Origin of the sequence: Streptomyces sp. NPDC058008, from assembly GCF_042886395.1 — a bacterium.
Classification (GTDB): domain Bacteria; phylum Actinomycetota; class Actinomycetes; order Streptomycetales; family Streptomycetaceae; genus Streptomyces.
Genome location: NZ_JBHVQX010000017.1, coordinates 101,145 through 119,784, shown reverse-complemented (window position 1 = coordinate 119,784; position 18,640 = coordinate 101,145). Strand labels below are relative to the sequence as shown.

The following is an 18,640-nucleotide window of genomic DNA, read 5'->3' as shown; positions in this document are numbered from 1 at the left end:
GGCATCATGCAGCGGCGCCGCCCTTGACGCGGGCGCCGCACCCCCGTCCCCCTGTTCGACCGCACGACCGTACGTCTGTCCTCGTACGTCCCGATGCGTCACATCTGGAGTGTGTCCGTGTCCGCGAATTCCGCGCCCCCCGCCGAGACCGAAGCCGGTAAGCCGTCCGGTTCCGGCTTCCGGCTGCCCAGCGTCCCGTTCTGGATCCAGATAGTCGCCGGTCTGGTCCTCGGCGTCCTGCTCGGCTGGATCACCCGCAGCTACGAGATCGGGTGGCTCTACACCACCCTCGACCAGGTCGGCCACATCTTCGTCCAGCTGCTGAAGCTGGCCGTCGCGCCGCTCGTCTTCTTCGCGATCCTGGTGTCGATCACCAACCTGCGCAAGGTCAACAACGCCGCCAGGCTGGCGACCCGCACCCTGCTCTGGTTCATGATCACCTCGCTGATCGCCGTCGCCATCGGCCTCGCGATCGGCCTGATCACCAACCCGGGCTCCGGCACCGGCCTCACCCCGAAGGACGGCGCCAAGCCCGAGCACGCGGGCTCCTGGCTCGACTTCCTCACGGGCATCATCCCCACCGACGTCATCACACCGTTCACCGAGCTGAACGTCCTGCAGATCGTCTTCATGGCCGCCGTCGCCGGCATCGCCGCACTCAAGCTCGGTGAGAAGGCCAAGCCGATCCTCACCCTCAGCGAGTCGGTCCTGGAGCTCCTCCAGAAGGCCCTGTGGTGGGTCATCCGCCTCGCCCCCATCGGTACCGTCGGCCTCATCGGCTACGCGATCGCCGACTACGGCTGGGACCTGATCGGCAAGTACGCCACGTTCACCGCGGACGTCTACATCGGCTGCGCCCTCGTGCTGTTCGGCGTCTACCCGCTGCTCCTCGCCACGGTCGCCAAGGTCAGCCCGCTCCAGTTCTTCAAGGGCGCCTGGCCCGCGATCCAGCTGGCCTTCGTCTCCCGCTCCTCGGTCGGCACGATGCCGGTCACCCAGAAGGTCACCGAGCGCCTCGGCGTCCCGAAGGAGTACGCCTCCTTCGCCGTCCCGTTCGGCGCCACGACGAAGATGGACGGCTGCGCCGCGATCTACCCGGCGCTGGCGGCGATCTTCATCGCGCAGATCTTCGACGTCCAGCTCGGCATCGGTGACTACGTCCTGATCGCGTTCGTCTCGGTCATCGGCTCGGCGGCCACCGCCGGACTCACCGGCGCCACGGTCATGCTGACCCTGACCCTGTCGACCCTGGGCCTCCCGCTGGAGGGCGTGGGCCTGCTCCTCGCCATCGACCCGATCCTGGACATGATGCGCACCGCGACGAACGTGGCGGGCCAGGCGCTGGTCCCGGTGATCGTCGCGGCCCGCGAGAAGATCCTCGACCACGACGCGTACAACTCGGCGTCGTCCTCCCCGGTCGACGAGCCCGAGCCGGCCGACGCGCAGCCGTCGGGCGTGCCCGTCGCCGCGTAGCGACACCCGCGCCCGGCGCGAGAGGCCGCCCCGCCCCCTGGTTCCTGCCGGGGGCGGGGCGGTTTCGCGTGTGCGGGGTCAGGTGCCCAGTATGTCCATGAGGTGGTTGCGGCAGTACGGCCCCGGGTCCCTCCGGGAGGACATCGAGCGGACCTGGCTGGAGTACGGGGCCCTCGGCCCGCCCGGTCACGACCGGTTCGGGCTGACCGTGACCGACCGGGGGCAGCCCGTCCGGCTGCGTGATCCGCACGCGGTGGTCGAACCCGTCCGGACCTGCGTACGGGCGGACTCCCCCGGGCGTCAGGGGTTGTTGAAGACCACCTCGGGGTTGTCCGGGGTCGCGCCGTCAAGGAGCGGACGGTGCCGGCCCTTCAGGTGCAGGTCGAGGAAGGCCGCCACGTAGTCCCGGGTCACCTCCGTCGAGCGGGCGCCGGAGAGCGGGGCCGAGGGATCCGCCGGCAGGCCCAGCCGCTCGCCGAGCTCCGGGAGGTCCGTGAACGTGAAGTGCCCGGATCCCCGGACCGTGAGCCAGCGCTTCCAGCCGTCCAGGTGTTGGTAGCCCTCGTCCCAGGAGCCGTCCGCGCCCCCGGGGCGGTGGCCCGCGTCGGTGCCGAGCATCAGGAACGGGCGACCGTCCAGGCCCGTTGCGGGTATGTCCTCGAAGAACGTGCCGTCCATGTCGACCCCCGCGCCGACGCGGGGGTCGGCGAGCATCGCCGAGGCCGCCGCGCTCCCCCCGACGGAGTGTCCCGCGGCGGCGATCCGGCGCCGGTCGATCATGCGGGAGTGCTCCCAGGCGGGGTGCGGGCCGGTCAGCCGGTCGAGCACGAACGAGAGATCGGCGGCCCGCCCGGTGGAGACGGTCCTCAGCACGTCCCGCTCGGCGTCGTCGTCCGGTGCCGCCTCGGCCACGTCGCAGGCCGCGCAGGTGAGGGTCCGACCGCCGGGGAAGGACGTCCCGCTGGACTCGTAGGCGTGATCGACGCTCGCCACCACGTAACCGCGGCTCGCCAGGTCCACCGCGAGGGAGGTCAGCGTGGCGCGGGGCGCGCCGAAGCCGGGCGAGAGCAGCACCAGCGGGAAGCGTCCCCGGGCGGGCGGAGCGTCCGTACGGGCATGGGTGGAGGCGGAGCTGACGACCCCGGCGGGCACGACGCCGCCCAGCCCCCGCTGCGCCAGGAGCAGCCGGGCCTCGTCGTCGCTCATGTAGGGGGCGGGGGCGCCGCCGCCGGGGCGGGCGGGGTGGTGGACCGACACCATCAGCTCCCGGGCCCCCGCACCCGGGACCCACGGGTCGGCCCGGCCGTGGTCGGTCAGGTGCAGGACCTCGGCGCCGACCGCGTACGGGCCGGTCGGGCGCGGCAGTTCGAGCGCGGTGGCGGCCGGGGCGGCCCCGGCCGCGGTGGGACCGGGGCCTGGCCACGCGTGGGCGGTGGCGGCGGGCAGGGCCAGCAGGACCATGGCTGCGAGGGCGGTGGCGGCCGTTCGTCTGCGGAGTCTCGGCGTCATGCGAAGGACACTAGGCGGCGGAACCGGGGCGCGGCATCGGCCCGGGGTCCGATCCAGGAGGGGCCCGGGGTCGTCCGTGAGTAGGCCCTGGGTAGACCGCAGGGCCTACGGAGGAGTGCGGGGTGCGGGTGCCGCCGCGTTCGGCGGCGCGTGGGGGAGTGCGCGGGCGGTCGGGGTGCCGTCGGTCCGGCGGCGGCCCTCGTCGTGCGGGGGTGTGCCCCGGCGCCGGAAGGGCGGCCCGCGCGGGTGTCGTGGCCCGCCCGTCGCGGGGCGGTCCCGGGCTGCGGGGCCTCGGCGGTCCTGGATGGTCCCGGCCCACGGCGGTCCTGGGCGGCGGGCGGTCCCGGGTGGTCCTGGGCGGCGGGTGGTCCCGGGTGGTCCCGGGCGGTGGGCAGTCCTGGGTGGTCTCGGGCGGCCCGGGTGGCCCGGTGCGTGGTCACCGGGCGCCGGGGCCGGGCGGCGTCCCTTCCGTACGACGGCTGACAGGGCCGCGCCGTACCCTTACCGGTGAGTGGCGCCGTGGGGGCGGGAGGGATGTCTGACGTGAGTGCGACGAAGAGCAAACGGATGCCGCGCGCGGTGCGCGAGCAGCAGATGATGGACGCCGCCGTGCGGACGTTCGCGCAGCGCGGCTACCGGGCCGCCTCGATGGACGAGATCGCGGAACTGGCCGGTGTGTCCAAGCCCTTGGTCTACCTGTACCTGAATTCCAAGGAGGAGCTCTTCACCGCGTGCATCAGGCGCGAGGCGAAAGCGCTGGTGGAGGCCGTGCAGGCGGCGGTGGAGCCGGGTATTCCGGCTGATGGCCAACTGTGGGCGGGGCTGCGGGCGTTCTTCACGCACACGGCGGAGAACCCGGACGGCTGGGCGGTCCTGCACCAGCAGGCGAGCTCGCACGGGGAGCCGTTCGTCGGCGAGGTGGGGGCGCTGCGCGAGGAGATCGTTGCGTTCGTGACGGGTCTGATCGGTGCGGCGGCGCGTGAGGCGCACCATGATCCGGCCCTTCCCGACCGGGACGTGGCAGGGCTCGCCCAGGCCCTGGTGGGGGCGGCGGAGGCGCTCGCCGGATGGGCGAACGTCACCCCCGGCGTCTCGGCCAAGGAGGCCGCCACCACCCTGATGAACTTCTCGTGGGCGGGGCTGGAGAACCTCATGCACGGGCGCGGCTGGCAGTCCCGGGGGGAGTAGGGCTTCCGGTTCGGGCCCGGTTCGCCCCCGGGGGCCCGGTGTTCAGCCGTCCCGGACCACGCTGCCGGTGAGGTGGACGCGGCCCCCGCCGCGCATCTGGAAGGCGGTGCCGTCGGTGGCGTACGTCACGGTGGAGGGCAGCGGTACGGGCGCCCTGAAGTCCGCCCGTACGGAACGGACCCGGCCGGGTTCGCCCGCGCCCGTCCCGCCCCCGCTCTCCGCGAGGCAGCGGGCGACGGTCCACATGCCGTGCGCGATGTGCCGGGGGAAGCCGAAGAGCCGGGCCGTCGCGGGGTGCAGGTGGATGGGGTTCCGGTCGCCCGAGACGGCGCCGTACCGTCGTCCGAGGTCGGCGGGCAGCCGCCACTCGGCCACGGCGGGCAGCTCCGGGGACGCGCCCGGGGGAGCGGCCGGGGCGGCCGCGGTACCGCCGGCGTGCCGCGAGAGGTAGCCGCTGCGGGACTCCCAGACGAGCTCGCCCGCGAGGCGCGCCTCGGTGACCATCGTGACCTCGGTGCCCCGCCGGTGCGGTGTCAGCCCGGCCGCGTACACCGTGACGTCGAGCGCGTCCGTCGGCTGGAGCACCCGGCTGCCGGTGATCTCGATCCAGGTGTGGACCAGGCCCAGCACCGGGAGCGGGAAGTCACGGCCCGTCATCAGCCGCATGGCGAGCGGGAAGCCCAGCACGTGCGGATAGGTGAGCGGCAGCGGGCCTGATTCGGCGAAGCCGCAGATCCTGCTGTACGCGGCGAGCGGGCCGGGGGCGATGCGCCCGGCCGGGAGCACCTCACGCGTGGCGGGCAGCGTGGCGCCGGGGCGTCCGGCCCGCTTGAACGGCGAGGTGACGGCCCCGCGGACGAGGTACAGGCTCAGGCCCATGGTTCACGCCCCCAGCAGGCTCTGGCCGCAGACCCGCACGACCTGGCCGTTGACGGCACCCGACGCGGGCTGGGCGAACCAGGCGGTGGTCTCGGCGACGTCGACGGGGAGGCCGCCCTGGGACAGGGAGTTCATCCGGCGTCCCGCCTCGCGGATGACGAGGGGCACGGCGGCCGTCATCTTCGTCTCGATGAAACCGGGAGCCACGGCGTTGACGGTGACGCCGTGCGCGGCGGCGGCGCGCGGGGCCAGGGAGCGGACGAGGCCGATGATGCCGGCCTTGCTGGCCGCGTAGTTGGTCTGGCCGTTGTTGCCGGCGATCCCGGCGATGGACGCGGTGGCGACGATCCGGCCGCCCCGGTTCACGGTGCCCGACTCCAGGAGGGCGTCCGTGGTGCGCAGGACGCTGTCCAGGTTGACGTCGATGACCGAGGCCCAGCGGTCGGCCGGCATGTTGGCGAGCCGGCGGTCCCGGGTGATGCCCGCGTTGTGCACCAGGATGTCGAGGCCGCCGGGCACGGCCGCGGCGATCAGCGCGGCGGCGTCGGGCGCGGTGATGTCCAGCGGCAGGGCGGTGGCGCCGAGGCGGGCCGCGGTGCGGGCGAGTTCCTCCTCGGCCTGCGGGACGTCCAGGCAGATCACCTGGGCGCCGTCCCTGGCCAGGACGGACGCGACGGCCGCGCCGATGCCGCGGGCCGCGCCGGTGACCAGTGCGGTGCGCCCCGTCAGCGGCGCCGCCCAGTCGGCCACCTCGCCGGGCGCGTCCGCGGTGAGTTCGACGACCTGGCCGCTGACGTAGGCGGAGCGGGGGGACAGCAGGAAGCGGAGGGTGGACTCGGCACAGGCGGCGTCCGCCCCGGGGGCGAGGCGTACCAGCTGTGCGGTGGAGCCCCGGCCGATCTCCTTGCCGAGCGAGCGGACGAACCCTTCGAGGGCCTGCTGGGCCGCCGCCTGGTGGTGGTCGTCGGGGGACGGTGCGGTGCCGAGGACGACGACGCGGCCGCCGCCGGCCAACGACCGTATGACGGGGTGGAGTCCGGCGTGCACGGCGGCGAGCCCGGCGGCCGTGGTGACGCCGGTGGCGTCGAGGACGACGGCGGCGGGGCGTCCGGCCCGGCCGGTGACCTCCAGGCCGGTCGTGGCGAGCACCGGGCCGAGCGTGCCGGAGTACGCGGACTCGCCTGCGGTGAGGTGGAGCAACGGCCCTTCGAGGGACGGGGTTTCCAGTGTCCAGCGGCGGAGCGGCGCGGGCTGCGGCAGGCCGAGCCTGCGGCTCAGGAAGCGGCCGGGAGCCGTGCCGGTGAAGTGCAGATAGCGGTCGGCCATTGTCTGGACTCCTGCTCGGTCGTAGATTTACTCCAGAGTAAGGTTACTCAAGGGTCAGGAGTTGTCGAGATGAGTTGGTCGAGTTGATTCCCCTCGCACTTCCGCAGCCGCGCCGGGTCGCGGTCATCGGTGGCAGTCGCATTCCGTTCGCCCGCTCCGACGGCCCCTACGCACGGGCGTCGAACCAGGAGATGCTGACCGCCGCGCTGGACGGGCTGGTCGAGCGTTTCGGCCTGCGGGGTCAGCGGGTCGGCGAGTTCGTCGCCGGCGCGGTCCTCAAGCACAGCCGGGACTTCAACCTGGCCCGCGAGACGGTCCTGGGGTCCGCGCTGGACCCGCGCACGCCCGCGTACGACATCCAGCAGGCGTGCGGTACCGGTCTCCAGGCCGTCATCGCCGCCGCCAACAAGATCGCGCTCGGCGCCATCGACTCGGCCGTCGCGGGCGGCGCGGACACCACGAGCGACGCACCCCTCGGGGTCAACGACCGGCTGCGCCGGATCCTGCTGGAGGCGCGCCGCGCCAGGTCCACGGGCGCCCGGATCAGGGCGCTGGCGGCCGTGCGCCCCAGCCACCTCGTCCCGGACATCCCGCGCAACTCCGAGCCCCGCACCGGACTCTCGATGGGCGAGCACGCGGCGGTCACCGCCCGGAAGTGGGGCGTGGCCCGCGAGGACCAGGACCTGCTGGCCGCCACCAGCCACCAGCGGCTCGCCGCGGCGTACGAGCGCGGCTTCCTGGACGACCTCGTCGTCCCCTACCTCGGCCTGGAACGCGACCAGAACCTGCGCCCCGGCTCCACGGTCGGCAAACTCGCCACGCTGAAGCCGGTGTTCGGCGCCGAACACCCCGACGCGACGATGACCGCGGGCAACTCGACCCCGCTCACCGACGGCGCGGCCACCGTGCTGCTGGCGAGCGAGGAGTGGGCCGAGGCGCACGGCCTGGAGCCGCTCGCCTTCCTGTCGCTGTACGAGACGGCCGCCGTGGACTACGTGAACGGCGAGGACGGGCTGCTGATGGCACCCGCGTACGCCGTGCCGCGCATGCTGGAACGGGCCGGGCTGACCATCGGGGACTTCGACCTCTTCGAGATCCACGAGGCCTTCGCCTCCCAGGTGCTCGCCACTTTGGCGGCCTGGGAGGAACAGGGGCTCGCACCCGTCGACAGGGACAAGCTCAACGTGGTCGGATCGTCCCTCGCCACCGGACACCCCTTCGCCGCGACGGGCGCCCGGATCGTGGCGACCCTGGCCAAGCTCCTCGCGGAGCGGGACGCGCCGGGCCGGGGCCTGATCTCCGTCTGCGCCGCCGGCGGCCAGGGCGTCACCGCCGTCCTGGAACGCCCCTGACCCCGCCCGGGGGGGCCGGACGCACCACCGCCCCGGCCGCTCATCCGTACGTGAACGACCCGCGCATCCAGCAGCCGCCCCGGCGCCGGACCCCAGGGACGGGCCCGGCGCCGGACCCCATGTCGAGGAGCCGCTCGTGTCCACGCCCGCCGCCACACCCGCGCCCACCGCCCCCGTCCTGGTCGAGCCGACCAAGGTCAGGGGCGCCGACGGCACCGTACGGGAGGTCTCCGTGCCTCCGCTCGCGCCGGCCGTGCGACGGGGCTCGCTCGCCGATATCCCCTTCGACAACGCCCGGGAGGCCCCGTCGGAGGCGGTCCTCAGCCGCAAGCAGGCCGACGGCAGCTGGCAGGACGTGACCGCCGCCGAATTCGCCGCGGAGGTGCGGGCCGTCGCCAAGGGCCTGATAGCGGAGGGGCTCCAGAGCGGTGACCGGGTCGCGATCATGGCCCGTACGACGTACGAGTGGACGCTGCTCGACTTCGCGTCCTGGGCGGCCGGGCTGGTCACCGTGCCGATCTACCCCACCTCGTCGGCCTTCCAGACGCGCTGGATCCTCCAGGACTCCGGGGCCGTCGCCTGCGCCGTGGAGACGAAGGAGCAGGGCCGGCTGGTCAGCCGGGAGCGCCAGCAGCTCGGGGACCTCGCCCACCTCTGGCAGTTCGACACGGGCGCGACGGGCCGCCTGAAGACGCTGGGCAAGGACATACCCGACGCGGTCCTCACCGCCCGCCGCTCCGTCCTGGAGCCGGACAGCCCCGCCACCCTCATCTACACCTCGGGCACCACGGGCCGTCCCAAGGGCTGCGTCCTGACCCACGGGAACTTCTTCGCCGAGGTCGACAACGCCATCGAGCTGCTCCACCCGGTCTTCAGGTCGGTCTCCAAGTACCCGGCGTCCACGCTCCTGTTCCTGCCCCTCTCCCACGTCTTCGGCCGGATGGTCGCGATCGGCTGCATGCGCGCGCGGGTCCGGCTCGGGCACGCGCCGTCGATCCGGACCGAGGACCTGCTGGTGGACCTGGCCGGCTTCAAGCCCTCGTTCCTGCTGGCCATCCCGTACGTCCTGGAGAAGGTCTACAACACCGGCCGGGCCACCGCCGAGAAGATGGGCCGGGTCTCGTCCTTCGACCGCGCGGCCCGGATCGCGCAGCGCTACGGCGAGGCGGTCGAGGCCGCCGAGCACGGCACGGGCCCCGGTCCCGGCATCGGTCTCCGGGCCGCCCGCGCCCTCTACGACCCGCTGGTCTACCGGCGCATCCGGGCCGCGCTCGGCGGCCACGTCCGGTACGCCATCTGCGGCGGCTCCCCGCTGGGACACCGGCTCGCCGCGTTCTACGCCGGGGCCGGGATGCAGATCTTCGAGGGCTACGGCCTGACCGAGACCACCGCGGCCGCCACGGTCACCCCGCCCCTCAAACCCCGGCTGGGCACGGTGGGCTGGCCCCTGCCGGGCACCGCCGTGCGGATCGCGGACGACGGCGAGGTCCTGCTGAGCGGGGGCCAGATCTTCCGGGGCTACTGGGACACCGAGCGCGGCGCGGCGGCGCCCTCCTCGCGGGACGGCTGGTTCCCGACGGGTGACCTGGGCGCGCTGGACGAGGACGGCTACCTCACGATCACCGGCCGCAAGAAGGACATCATCATCACCTCCGGCGGCAAGAACGTCACGCCCGCCCCCCTGGAGGACTGGCTGCGCGCCCATCCGCTGGTCAGCCAGTGCATGGTTGTGGGGGACAACCGGTCGTTCATCAGCGCCCTGATCACGCTGGAACCGGACGGCCTCGCCCACTGGCGCCGGATGCGGAAGAAGGAGGACGTCCCGCTGCGCGAGCTCGTCCACGACGACGAACTGCGCACGGCGCTCCAGCGCGCCGTCGACGAGGCCAACCGGCTCGTCTCGCGCGCCGAGTCGATCCGCAAGTTCACCGTCCTGACCAAGGACTTCACCGAGGAGGGCGGCCACCTCACGCCGTCCCTGAAGCTCAAGCGGGACGCGATCACCCGGGACTTCGCGGCGGAGATCGAGGAGCTGTACCGCAAGTAGCGCCCGGCGGCGGGGATCCCGTACGCGCTCCGGGGCGCCCGCCGGGCGGAAGGGCGGCGCCGGAGGTCCCCCGGACGCCGGGGCCGGAGCCCGCCTCCGGCCCCGGCGGAGTGGCCCCGGTGGCGGCCCGTACCGCATACCGTGGAGCCGTCACGGACGACGAGCGAGGAGCCCCGCATGCGGATCGCCACCACGATCTTCCTCACCGACCAGACGATCACGCCGGTCCGGCTCGCGCGCGAGCTGGAGCAGCGCGGGTTCGCCGGGCTGTACCTGCCCGAGCACACGCACATCCCCGTGAGCCGGGAGACCCCGTACCCGGCGGGCGGCGAGCTGCCGGCCGAGTACGGCCGCACCCTCGACCCGTTCGTCGCGCTGGGGCAGGCCGCCGCCGTCACCGAGCGGCTCGGCCTGGGCACCGGCATCACGCTGATCGCCCAGCACGACCCCATCGACCTGGCGAAGCAGGCCGCCACGCTCGACCACCTCTCCGGCGGCCGTCTCACGCTCGGCATCGGCTACGGCTGGAACGTGGAGGAGGCCGACGACCACGGCGTGCAGTGGTCGACGCGGCGCGCGCTCGGCAGCGATCGGCTGGCCCTGATGCGGGCCCTGTGGGCCGAGGAACCGACGGCGTACGAGGGCGAGTTCGGGTCGGTGCGGGCCAGCCACGCCTACCCGAAGCCGGTGCGGAAGCCGCGCGGCCCGGTGAACGGCCCGCGCACCCTGATCGGCGGGGCGGCCGGACCGAAGCTGTTCGCGCGGATCGCCCGGGAGGCGGACGGCTGGCTGCCGATCGGCGGGCGCGGCCTGTCGGAGTCCGTGCCGCGGCTCCGCGCGGCCTGGGAGGAGGCGGGACGCGACCCGGAACAGCTCCAGGTGGTGCCGTACGCCGTGCAGCCCTCGCCGGGCAAGCTGGCGCACTACGCGGACCTGGGCGTCGAGGAGGTCGTCCTCCAGCTGCCCCCGGCCGAGGAGGGTGAGGTGCTGCGCGCGCTGGACGCGTACGCGGCCCATCTGTGAGGCGTCCGCGGTCGCCCGGCGTACCGCGGTGAGCGTCCGACGCAACCGTCCGGGCTAAAATCGCATCTATCACATCCGGACACGATGGTGCGGCCCATGTGCGTGTGTGCTCGGCTGCCTGGGGAGCGGGAGCACGATGAACAGGCCCTTGCGGCACATAGCCATTTTCTGCGGGCTGTTGATGCTTGCCCTGCTGATACGGACGAACTGGCTCCAGTACGCCAAGAGCGAGGAGCTCGCCACCCACGAGCACAACCGGCGGGTCAAGATCACCCAGTTCGCCACCCCGCGCGGCGACATCATCGTGGGCGGCAAGGCCGTGACGGGCTCGAAGCTGGTCGAGGGCACCGACTTCAAGTACCAGCGCACCTTCAAGCAGGGCGCGATGTACGCCCCCGTCACCGGCTACGCCTCGCAGGCCCAGGGCATGTCCCTCCTGGAGAAGACGTACGACGGCATCCTCAGCGGCCAGGACGAGCGCTTCGCGTTCCGGCACGCGAAGGACATCCTCACCGGTGAGGAGCGGCGGGGCGGCGACGTGGTCACCACGATCGACCCGAAGGCGCAGGAGGCGGCCTACAAGGGTCTGACCGACCTGAACGCGCGGGGCGCGGTGGTGGCCATCGAGCCGTCGACCGGCAAGGTCCTCGCCCTGGTCTCGACGCCGTCGTACGACCCCTCGGTCTTCACCGGCAACTCCTTCAAGGAGGGCGACAAGTTCCAGGCCCTCATCGACGACAAGGGCAAGCCGCTCGCCAACCGGCCGCTGCGCGAGACCTTCCCGCCCGGCTCCACCTTCAAGATCCTGACGGCCGCCGCGGCCCTGGAGCACGGCGTCGTCACGGATGTCGACGCGCCGACCGACGCGGTCTCCCCGTACCCGCTGCCGCTGTCGCAGAGCAAGATCAGCAGCGAGGCCGGTGACGCGACGTGCAACAAGGCGTCGATGAAGACGGCCATGCAGTACTCCTGCAACAACGTCTTCCTGGACGCCGCGCTCAAGGTGGGCGACAAGGGGATGCGCGAGACCGCCGAGAAGTTCGGCTTCAACGAGGACGTCTACTCCGACGCCTTCGGCGACATGCTCGCCACGAAGAGCCTCTACCCGGAGAAGCTGGACAAGCCCGGCACCGCCCTCACCGGCATGGGCCAGGGCAGCCTCACCAGCACCCCGATGCAGATGGCGATGGTCACGGCGGCCCTCGCCAACGGCGGCAAGCTGATGCAGCCCTACATCGTGGACAAGCTGCTCAGCCCGGACCTGTCGACCCTGGAGGAGCACCAGCCGCAGCTCAAGAGCGAGGCGGTCTCCGAGGACACGGCGAAGAAGGTCCAGGAGATGATGGAGTTCACCGCCAAGGAGGGCAGCGCGAAGCGCGCCCTGATCGACGGCGTGACGGTGGGCGGCAAGACGGGTACGGCCCAGCGCGGTGACGACGTGAGCAAGGAAGTCCCGTACGGCTGGTTCGTCTCGTACGGCAAGAAGTCCGACGGCCAGTCGGTGGCGGTCGCGGTGTTCATCGACCCGACCGCGATGGACATCTCCCGCTCGGACATCTCGGGTGGCGGACTGGGCGGCCCGATCGCCCGCAGCGTGATGAAGGCGACCCTGGGCAAGTAGGCCCGGCGTCTTCCGGGCCGGGGTACGCGGAAGGCCGGGCTCTCCACCGGGGGTGGAGGGCCCGGCCTTCCCGTGGGGGTGCGGCGCGGTGCGAGCCGGTGTCAGGACCGGGTCAGCGCTGGATCTCCTTGATCTTGAGCATCCGGGTGATGACCTTGTCGAGCTCGTCGTCCTTGAAGACGTTCTTCCAGTCGTCGCGGACGATCGACTCGCGCCCGTAGTCCATCGCGATCAGGCACGCGTCGGAGAACGGGTTCGAGCCCTTGAGGGTGTTGGCCAGCGCGACCTGGGTGTGGCCGAGCAGCATGGCGCGGGCCGCCTTCTCCGGGACGCCCACCGTGTGGACGGTCTCGTGGAGTGCCTCGGTCAGCAGGGCGCCGACCATGCAGGCGATCGTCTCGACGAGGGTCGGTTCCAGGACCGCGAGCTGCTTGACCGTCACCCAGTGCACCTCGACGACCGGGGCGTACATGGTGGCGATGACGGCCTCGGCGAGCTCCTGGGCGGCCGGGTCGGCGGACTCGGCGGCCGGCTCGAAGGAGGCGACGACCTCCTGGGGTGCGGCGATGCCGCCGAAGGTGTCCGCCCACTCCTCCTTCGTCGTGCGCTCCAGGAACACCGACGGGTGGCAGGGGTGCGCCACGGCGTTGTGCACGTCCGCGCGGCGGGTCAGCAGACCGGCGTACGCGGCGGCCGGGTCCAGGGTCAGCAGGATCGCGCCGGGCTTCATGACCGGGACGAGCTGCTCGGAGACCTTGCCCAGGACGACGTCCGGGACGGCGAGGATCACCACGTCGGCCTGCGCGGCGGCGTCCGCGCCGTCCGTCAGCTCGCGGCCGAGCTCGCGGACGAGCTCCTGGCCCTTGGGGGAGTTCTCGGCGAAGAGGGTGGTGAAGTCGCTCTTGACCAGGTTGTTGGAGACGCGCTGGCCCATCTTGCCTGCGGCCCCGATGACGGCGACGGTCTTGGATCCGGTGGCCATTACTTGCTCCTCAAAAGGGTGTTGATGCTGTGCCGGGTCCACTGGTCCTCCAGGCGGGCGGTTTCCTCGAAATCGCCCTGCCAGGGGAGCCAGTGCTCCACGATCTGGTTGATGCCCCGCGCGTCCGGCCCGACCGTGTCGATCATGTGGCCGTAGTCGAGGAGGCCCTCGCCGAGAAGGCAGCCGGCGAAGGTGAAGCCGACCCAGCCGTCGCGGCGGGAGAACGAGAAGTCCTTGACGTGGATGTTCACCACGTAGGGGGCGGTGGCGTCCACGACGTCCACCGGGCGCTCCAGCCGGGCGACACTGTTGCCCGGGTCGAGGACGACGCCGAGGTACGGGCTGTCCACGGCGCGTACGACGGACAGCAGGTCGTCGGTGGAGACCTGTTCGTACGTCTCCAGGCCGAGCGTCACGCCTGCCGCCGCGTAGGCGGGGACGGCCTCGCGCAGGAGGGCGGTGGCCTCCGCGACCGTCGGCCGGTGGGCGGCGGTGTTCATCATCGAGCGGACCAGGGTGACGCCCAGCCGCCGCGCGATGCGCAGGTAGGCGGCGAGGTGCTCCGCGCCCACGCCCCGGGTGCCCAGTTCCAGCGTGATGCCGTGGCCGGCCGCGGTCGCGCGCAGGGCGTCGAGCCGCTCGTCGTCGTACGTCTCGATCAGCGGGTAGTCGCAGATCTGGAAGACCTCGCCGCCCATCTCCCGGGTCTGCGCGAGCATCTCGTCGAGCGTGAGGGGCCGGGGGGCCTTGTCGGAGATGCGCCAGAAGAAGGCGTAGGTGCTCAGGCCGTAGGACACGCCGGGGCTCCTTCCAGGGTCTCGTCGAGGATGCGTTCCACCGCTGCCGGGTCGTGCGCGAAGCGGCCGAGGAACAGCCCGTCGACGCCCGTGCCCAGCTCGGTCAGCAGCCCGGGGCCCGCGCTGCCGCCGTAGATCACGCGGCTTCCGGCCAGGGACGGCTGGGTGGCGAGCCAGGCGGTGAGCGCTGCGCAGACCACACGGATGTGCTCCGGGGAGGCGGGCCTCGGCGCGCCGATGGCCCACTGCGGTTCGTACGCGAGGACGACCGGGGCCGACGGGCCGTCCTGGGACGCGGTGGCCAGGATGCGTTCGGCCTCGTCGACCGTGCGGGAGGCGGCGTCGGAGGGCGACACCTGGTCGAGTTCGCCGACGCAGAGCACCGGGGTCAGCCCGTTGCGCAGGGCAGCGGCCGTCTTGGCGGCGACCACCGTGTCGCCCTCGCCGAAGAGCCGGCGGCGCTCGGCGTGGCCGACCTCGGCGTAGCGGGCACCGATCTCGTGCAGGTGGGCGCCGCTGACCTCGCCGGTGTACGGACCGGAGTCCTCGGCCGCCAGGTCCTGCGCCCCGGTACGCACCTCCGTGCCGGCCAGGATCCCGGTGACCGGGACCAGCGCGGGGAAGGCGGGCAGCACGAACAGCTCGGCCGTCCCGCCGGTGACGGCGGGGTGCCGGGCGGCGAGGGAGGCGATGCTCCGGGCCCAGTTGAGGGTCTGGTGGTGGCCGAAGTACATCTTCAGGCTCACGCCGATCGTGACCCGGGGGTTCTGCGCGGCGGACATCAGGCTGCGGCTTCCTGGTTCCCGAGGTCGTTCCCGTTCTCGTAGTCGTCCATCAGCGCGACCTTGGCGGCGGACGCCGACGCCTCGTCGAAGCGGTACGTCAGCCACTCGGCGGCCAGCCGGCGGGCCAGTTCCAGGCCGACGACGCGCTGGCCGAAGGTGAGGACCTGGGCGTTGTTGGAGAGGACGGCGCGCTCGACGGAGAAGGAGTCGTGGGCGGTGACGGCCCGGATGCCCTTGACCTTGTTGGCGGCGATGGCGACCCCGAGGCCCGTGCCGCACACCAGCAGGGCGCGGTCGGCCTCGCCGCGGGCGACCATCTCGGCGGCGGCGATGGCGACCTTCGGGTAGGCGGTGTGCCCGTCCGCGTCGACCCCCACGTCGATGACGGTGGCGACGAGACCGCTGGCCTCCAGGTCCTTCCTGAGGGCTTCCTTGTAGGCGTGGCCGGCGTCGTCGGAGCCGACGACGATGCGGAGCTTTTCGGACATCAGTGGTTCTCCAGGGTGGGTACGAACACTCCGTGCACGGCACGGACGATCAGGGCGAGCGAGTGGGCTCCGGCGTCCGGGGTGCCGAGGCTCTTCTCGGCGTGCGGGCGGGCGCGGCCCATCCGGGGGAGAAGGTCGGCCGTGTCCCGGGCGGCGGCCGACGCGGAGTGCGCGGCCGTGTCCCAGGCGGCGGCCAGCGGCTGTCCCGCCCGGGTGGCGGCCGTGAGCGCGTAGGCGAAGGGGACGAGGACGTCGACCATCGTCTTGTCGCCGACCTCCGCCTTCCCCAGCTCCATGACGCCCGCCGACGCCTGGGCGACACCGGAGGCGACCACGGAGGCCGTGGGGCGCTCGGTGTCGCCGAGCGCGGTGCCGACGGCCCGCAGGATGACGCCCCACAGGGCGCCGGACGTGCCGCCGGCCCGGTCGGCCCAGGCGTCGGCGGCCCTGTGCAGAAGCGTTTCCGCACCGGCGCCGAGCGCCTCGGCGCGGGTCGCGGCCTCGAAGGCCCCGGTGGAGCCGCGCTGCATGCCGATCCCGTGGTCGCCGTCGCCGGCGACCGCGTCGATCCGGCCGAGCTCCTCGGCGTGGACGTCGACGGTGTCCTTGAGGACGCGCAGGGCGGCCAGGACCGTGCGGGCCGCCTCGCGGGAGGCGTCGGTGGCGGGCGGCACGGTGTCCTCGGCCGTCTCGGCCGACGGGTCCGGCACGTACAGGTCAGCGGCGTCCACGGCGCCCTTGCGGTAGGCGGGCGCGTCGGCCGGGGCCGTCCACAGCGGCTCCAGCTCGTCGGTGAGCCAGCACAGGGTGAGCGAGACACCGGCCATGTCGAAGCTGGTGACCAGCTCGCCGACCTCGGGGTCCACGGTCTCGACGCCGGCCTCGGCGAGGAGTTGGGCGACCCTGCGGTAGACGACGAACAGCTCCTCGTACTTCACCGAGCCCAGGCCGTTGAGGATCACCGCGGCCCGCTGCCCCCGCGGCCGGCCGACGCCCTCGGGGAGTTCGCCGAGGACGGTGGAGACCAGGAGTTCGGCCGCCCCGTCGGCGGTCGGCACGGGCTGCTCGCCCATGCCGGGCTCGCCGTGGATGCCCAGGCCCACGGCCATGCGGCCCTCGGGCACCGTGAAGAGGGGGTGGTCGGCGCCCGGCAGGGTGCAGCCGGAGAACGCGACACCGAAGGAGCGGGTACGGGCGTTCGCCAGCTCCGCGATCCTGGTCACCTCGTCCAGCGGCAGGCCGGTCTCGGCCGCCGCCGAGGCCACCTTGAAGACGACCAGGTCACCGGCGACACCGCGGCGCTTGTGGGCCTCGTCGGCGGAGGCGCTGGACATGTCGTCCGTGACGCCGAGCGTGCGGGCGGGGATGCCCTCGGCGGTCAGGAGCGAGGCCGCCTGGCCGAAGTGCAGGACGTCGCCCGCGTAGTTCCCGTAGGCGAGGAGGACGCCGCCGCCGGTGTCGGCGGCCCGCGCGACCTGGCGCACCTGGTGGGCGGAGGGGGAGGCGAAGACGTTGCCGACCGCCGCGCCGTGGGCGAGGCCCTGGCCGACCAGCCCGGAGAAGGCCGGGTAGTGCCCGGAGCCGCCGCCGACGACCACGGCGACCTGGCCGGGGGCGGTGCGGGTGGCCCGGACCACCCCGCCGGGGACCTGGCGGACCCGGCGGGGGTGGGCGGCGACGAAGCCTTCGAGCGCTTCGTCGGCGAAGGCGGCGGGGTCGTTGGACAGGCGGGTCATCAGCGAACCTCTGCGAGAGGCCGGCCGTGGTGCGCGTCGCGGTCCTTGGACCGCTTGGCGAGCCACAGCATCAGCGCGGCGGACATGAGCATGAAGGCCCCGACGAGGAACAGCGGCAGGTAGTACGCGCCGCTGAAGTCCTTCAGCCAGCCGGTCACGTACCCGGCGGCGAAGCCGGCGACGTTGCCCGCGGTGTTGATCAGGGCGATACCGGCCGCGGCTGCCGCGCCGGTCAGGAACTGCGAGGGGACCGACCAGAAGACCGGCAGGGCGGCGAAGATCGCGCACGCGGTGACGGTGATGACGGCGATCGTGGCGGCGGGCGAGCCCATGTAGAGGGCGAGGGGGATGGAGATCCCGCCGACGACGGCCGGTCCGGCGATGTGCCAGGTGTGGACACCGTGCCTGGTGGCGTGGCGTGACCAGAAGTAGAGGACGACCGCGGCCGGGAGGTACGGGATGGCCGTGATCAGGGCCTTGTCCATCACGCTGAACGTCGTGCCGAACTGGTCCTGGAAGCCGCTGATGATCGTCGGCAGGAAGAAGGCGAGGGCGTACAGGCCGTAGATGAAGCCGAAGTAGATGAGGGCGAGCGTCCACACGCGGCTGTTGGTGAAGGCCGCCTTCAGGGCCTCCTTGCCGTGGTTGGTCCTCTCGTCCGCGCCGGTCTTGCCGGCGTTCTCCGCGGCGAGCTCCTTGGTGAGCCAGTCACGCTCCTCGGCGGTCAGCCACTTCGCGTCGGCCGGCTTGTCGATCAGGTAGAACCAGGCGATGACGCCCAGCAGGATCGCCGGGATGGACACGCCGAGGAACATCACGCGCCAGCCCTCGAGGCCGAAGAGCCCGTGCTGGTTGATGAACCAGCCGGCCAGCGGGGCGCCGATGACGGTGGTCAGGGGCTGCGCGAGGTAGAAGAGGCCGAGCACCTTCGTACGGTGCCGCGAGGGCACCCACTGGCTCAGGAAGAGGATCGCGCCGGGGAAGAAGCCGGCCTCGGCGACACCGAGCAGGAAGCGGAGCGTGTAGAGCTGCTCGCTGTTCTGCACCCAGGTGAAGAGGAGGGCGACGATGCCCCAGGACACCATGATCCTGGCCAGCCAGCGGCGGGCGCCGAACTTGTGCAGTGCCATGTTGCTGGGCACTTCGAGAATGATGTAGCCGATGAAGAAGACGCCGGAGGCGAAGCCGAACTGCGCCGCGGTGAGGGCGAGGTCCTGCCCCATGCCGTTGGGCTCGGCGAAGGAGACGGCCGTCCGGTCCAGGTAGTTCACGAAGAACATCAGGGCCACGAAGGGGACGAGCCGGACCGAGACCTTCTTGATCGCTGATCTCTCGATCGCTGAATGCGCAGTGGCGCCCATGGGAGACTCCTCGCTTGCGGACCGCTTTGTCCGGTTCTGTGTCTACTCCGGCAGGCGAAGGCAAACCGTTGAA

15 protein-coding genes are annotated in these 18,640 nt (G+C 72.7%); 6 read left to right on the top strand and 9 right to left on the bottom strand.

Features of this window, described 5'->3' with window-relative positions:
- The first annotated feature begins 117 nt into the window (after nt 1-117).
- Nucleotides 118-1,473 (top strand): dicarboxylate/amino acid:cation symporter, encoded by a 1,356-nt coding sequence (locus ACFVS9_RS19095; protein WP_389933766.1) that lies wholly within the window; start codon nt 118-120, stop codon nt 1,471-1,473.
- Nucleotides 1,474-1,773: 300 nt separating this feature from the next.
- Here the strand turns inward: ACFVS9_RS19095 and ACFVS9_RS19090 are convergent, their stop codons facing one another.
- Nucleotides 1,774-2,982 carry an alpha/beta hydrolase family protein gene (locus tag ACFVS9_RS19090; RefSeq protein WP_389933763.1) on the bottom strand — a complete coding sequence of 403 codons (1,209 nt, stop codon included), beginning with the start codon at nt 2,980-2,982 and terminating at the stop codon, nt 1,774-1,776.
- 567 nt (nt 2,983-3,549) lie between these two features.
- On the opposite strand from ACFVS9_RS19090, the gene ACFVS9_RS19085 reads away from it, so the two are divergent.
- A complete protein-coding gene (locus tag ACFVS9_RS19085; RefSeq protein WP_383114866.1) occupies nt 3,550-4,170 on the top strand; it encodes a TetR/AcrR family transcriptional regulator in 621 nt (206 codons plus the stop codon).
- A 42-nt stretch (nt 4,171-4,212) separates the two neighbouring features.
- Here the strand turns inward: ACFVS9_RS19085 and ACFVS9_RS19080 are convergent, their stop codons facing one another.
- Together ACFVS9_RS19080 and ACFVS9_RS19075 are read right to left on the bottom strand one after the other, a co-directional pair.
- The gene (locus ACFVS9_RS19080; RefSeq protein ID WP_389933760.1) at nt 4,213-5,049 is read right to left on the bottom strand and encodes a MaoC family dehydratase; all 837 of its coding nucleotides are present in this window, start codon (nt 5,047-5,049) and stop codon (nt 4,213-4,215) included.
- A 3-nt stretch (nt 5,050-5,052) separates the two neighbouring features.
- Nucleotides 5,053-6,375: a 3-oxoacyl-ACP reductase gene (locus tag ACFVS9_RS19075; RefSeq protein ID WP_389933757.1), complete on the bottom strand. Its 1,323-nt coding sequence runs from the start codon at nt 6,373-6,375 to the stop codon at nt 5,053-5,055.
- Nucleotides 6,376-6,449: 74 nt separating this feature from the next.
- Between ACFVS9_RS19075 and ACFVS9_RS19070 the strand changes: the two genes are divergently transcribed.
- The 4 genes from ACFVS9_RS19070 to ACFVS9_RS19055 all read left to right on the top strand — a co-directional run bounded on the left by ACFVS9_RS19070 (nt 6,450) and on the right by ACFVS9_RS19055 (nt 12,418).
- Nucleotides 6,450-7,727, top strand: coding sequence for an acetyl-CoA C-acetyltransferase (locus tag ACFVS9_RS19070; RefSeq protein ID WP_383114824.1), 1,278 nt, complete (start codon nt 6,450-6,452; stop codon nt 7,725-7,727).
- A gap of 136 nt (nt 7,728-7,863) precedes the next feature.
- Nucleotides 7,864-9,774: an AMP-dependent synthetase/ligase gene (locus ACFVS9_RS19065; protein WP_383114823.1), complete on the top strand. Its 1,911-nt coding sequence runs from the start codon at nt 7,864-7,866 to the stop codon at nt 9,772-9,774.
- A gap of 177 nt (nt 9,775-9,951) precedes the next feature.
- Complete coding sequence (locus ACFVS9_RS19060; RefSeq protein WP_389933754.1) at nt 9,952-10,797, top strand: LLM class F420-dependent oxidoreductase; 846 nt, start codon at nt 9,952-9,954, stop codon at nt 10,795-10,797.
- Between the two features lie 136 nt (nt 10,798-10,933).
- Complete coding sequence (locus tag ACFVS9_RS19055) at nt 10,934-12,418, top strand: peptidoglycan D,D-transpeptidase FtsI family protein (RefSeq protein ID WP_389933752.1); 1,485 nt, start codon at nt 10,934-10,936, stop codon at nt 12,416-12,418.
- A 112-nt stretch (nt 12,419-12,530) separates the two neighbouring features.
- Here ACFVS9_RS19055 and ACFVS9_RS19050 read toward each other — a convergent pair whose 3' ends face one another.
- From ACFVS9_RS19050 to ACFVS9_RS19025, 6 genes are read right to left on the bottom strand one after another with little or no spacing between them, the layout of a single operon-like run.
- A complete protein-coding gene (locus ACFVS9_RS19050; protein ID WP_383114820.1) occupies nt 12,531-13,400 on the bottom strand; it encodes a phosphogluconate dehydrogenase C-terminal domain-containing protein in 870 nt (289 codons plus the stop codon).
- Entirely contained in the window at nt 13,400-14,197 is a 798-nt protein-coding gene (locus ACFVS9_RS19045; protein WP_383114819.1) for a sugar phosphate isomerase/epimerase family protein, read from the bottom strand. Before ACFVS9_RS19045 ends, ACFVS9_RS19050 begins: the two co-directional genes overlap by 1 nt.
- The gene (locus ACFVS9_RS19040) at nt 14,182-14,979 is read right to left on the bottom strand and encodes a triose-phosphate isomerase family protein (protein ID WP_389933748.1); all 798 of its coding nucleotides are present in this window, start codon (nt 14,977-14,979) and stop codon (nt 14,182-14,184) included. The genes ACFVS9_RS19045 and ACFVS9_RS19040 overlap by 16 nt, the downstream gene beginning before the upstream one ends.
- Nucleotides 14,979-15,470, bottom strand: a complete 492-nt coding sequence (locus tag ACFVS9_RS19035) for a ribose-5-phosphate isomerase (RefSeq protein WP_383114817.1) — start codon at nt 15,468-15,470, stop codon at nt 14,979-14,981. The genes ACFVS9_RS19040 and ACFVS9_RS19035 overlap by 1 nt, the downstream gene beginning before the upstream one ends.
- Entirely contained in the window at nt 15,470-17,206 is a 1,737-nt protein-coding gene (locus tag ACFVS9_RS19030; protein WP_389933745.1) for a dihydroxyacetone kinase family protein, read from the bottom strand. Before ACFVS9_RS19030 ends, ACFVS9_RS19035 begins: the two co-directional genes overlap by 1 nt.
- Nucleotides 17,206-18,567: an MFS transporter gene (locus tag ACFVS9_RS19025; RefSeq protein WP_383114815.1), complete on the bottom strand. Its 1,362-nt coding sequence runs from the start codon at nt 18,565-18,567 to the stop codon at nt 17,206-17,208. The genes ACFVS9_RS19030 and ACFVS9_RS19025 overlap by 1 nt, the downstream gene beginning before the upstream one ends.
- Between the last annotated feature and the right edge of the window lie 73 nt (nt 18,568-18,640).

Bases quoted from the DNA above. Each gene is read 5' to 3' on its own strand.
- ACFVS9_RS19055 (WP_389933752.1), top strand. From the start codon at position 10,934: ATGAACAGGCCCTTGCGGCACATAGCCATTTTCTGCGGGCTGTTGATG.
- ACFVS9_RS19040 (WP_389933748.1), bottom strand. From the start codon at position 14,979: ATGTCCGCCGCGCAGAACCCCCGGGTCACGATCGGCGTGAGCCTGAAG.
- ACFVS9_RS19060 (WP_389933754.1), top strand. From the start codon at position 9,952: ATGCGGATCGCCACCACGATCTTCCTCACCGACCAGACGATCACGCCG.
- ACFVS9_RS19030 (WP_389933745.1), bottom strand. From the start codon at position 17,206: ATGACCCGCCTGTCCAACGACCCCGCCGCCTTCGCCGACGAAGCGCTC.
- ACFVS9_RS19085 (WP_383114866.1), top strand. From the start codon at position 3,550: ATGCCGCGCGCGGTGCGCGAGCAGCAGATGATGGACGCCGCCGTGCGG.
- ACFVS9_RS19075 (WP_389933757.1), bottom strand. From the start codon at position 6,375: ATGGCCGACCGCTATCTGCACTTCACCGGCACGGCTCCCGGCCGCTTC.
- ACFVS9_RS19035 (WP_383114817.1), bottom strand. From the start codon at position 15,470: ATGTCCGAAAAGCTCCGCATCGTCGTCGGCTCCGACGACGCCGGCCAC.
- ACFVS9_RS19090 (WP_389933763.1), bottom strand. From the start codon at position 2,982: ATGACGCCGAGACTCCGCAGACGAACGGCCGCCACCGCCCTCGCAGCC.
- ACFVS9_RS19050 (WP_383114820.1), bottom strand. From the start codon at position 13,400: ATGGCCACCGGATCCAAGACCGTCGCCGTCATCGGGGCCGCAGGCAAG.
- ACFVS9_RS19080 (WP_389933760.1), bottom strand. From the start codon at position 5,049: ATGGGCCTGAGCCTGTACCTCGTCCGCGGGGCCGTCACCTCGCCGTTC.
- ACFVS9_RS19025 (WP_383114815.1), bottom strand. From the start codon at position 18,567: ATGGGCGCCACTGCGCATTCAGCGATCGAGAGATCAGCGATCAAGAAG.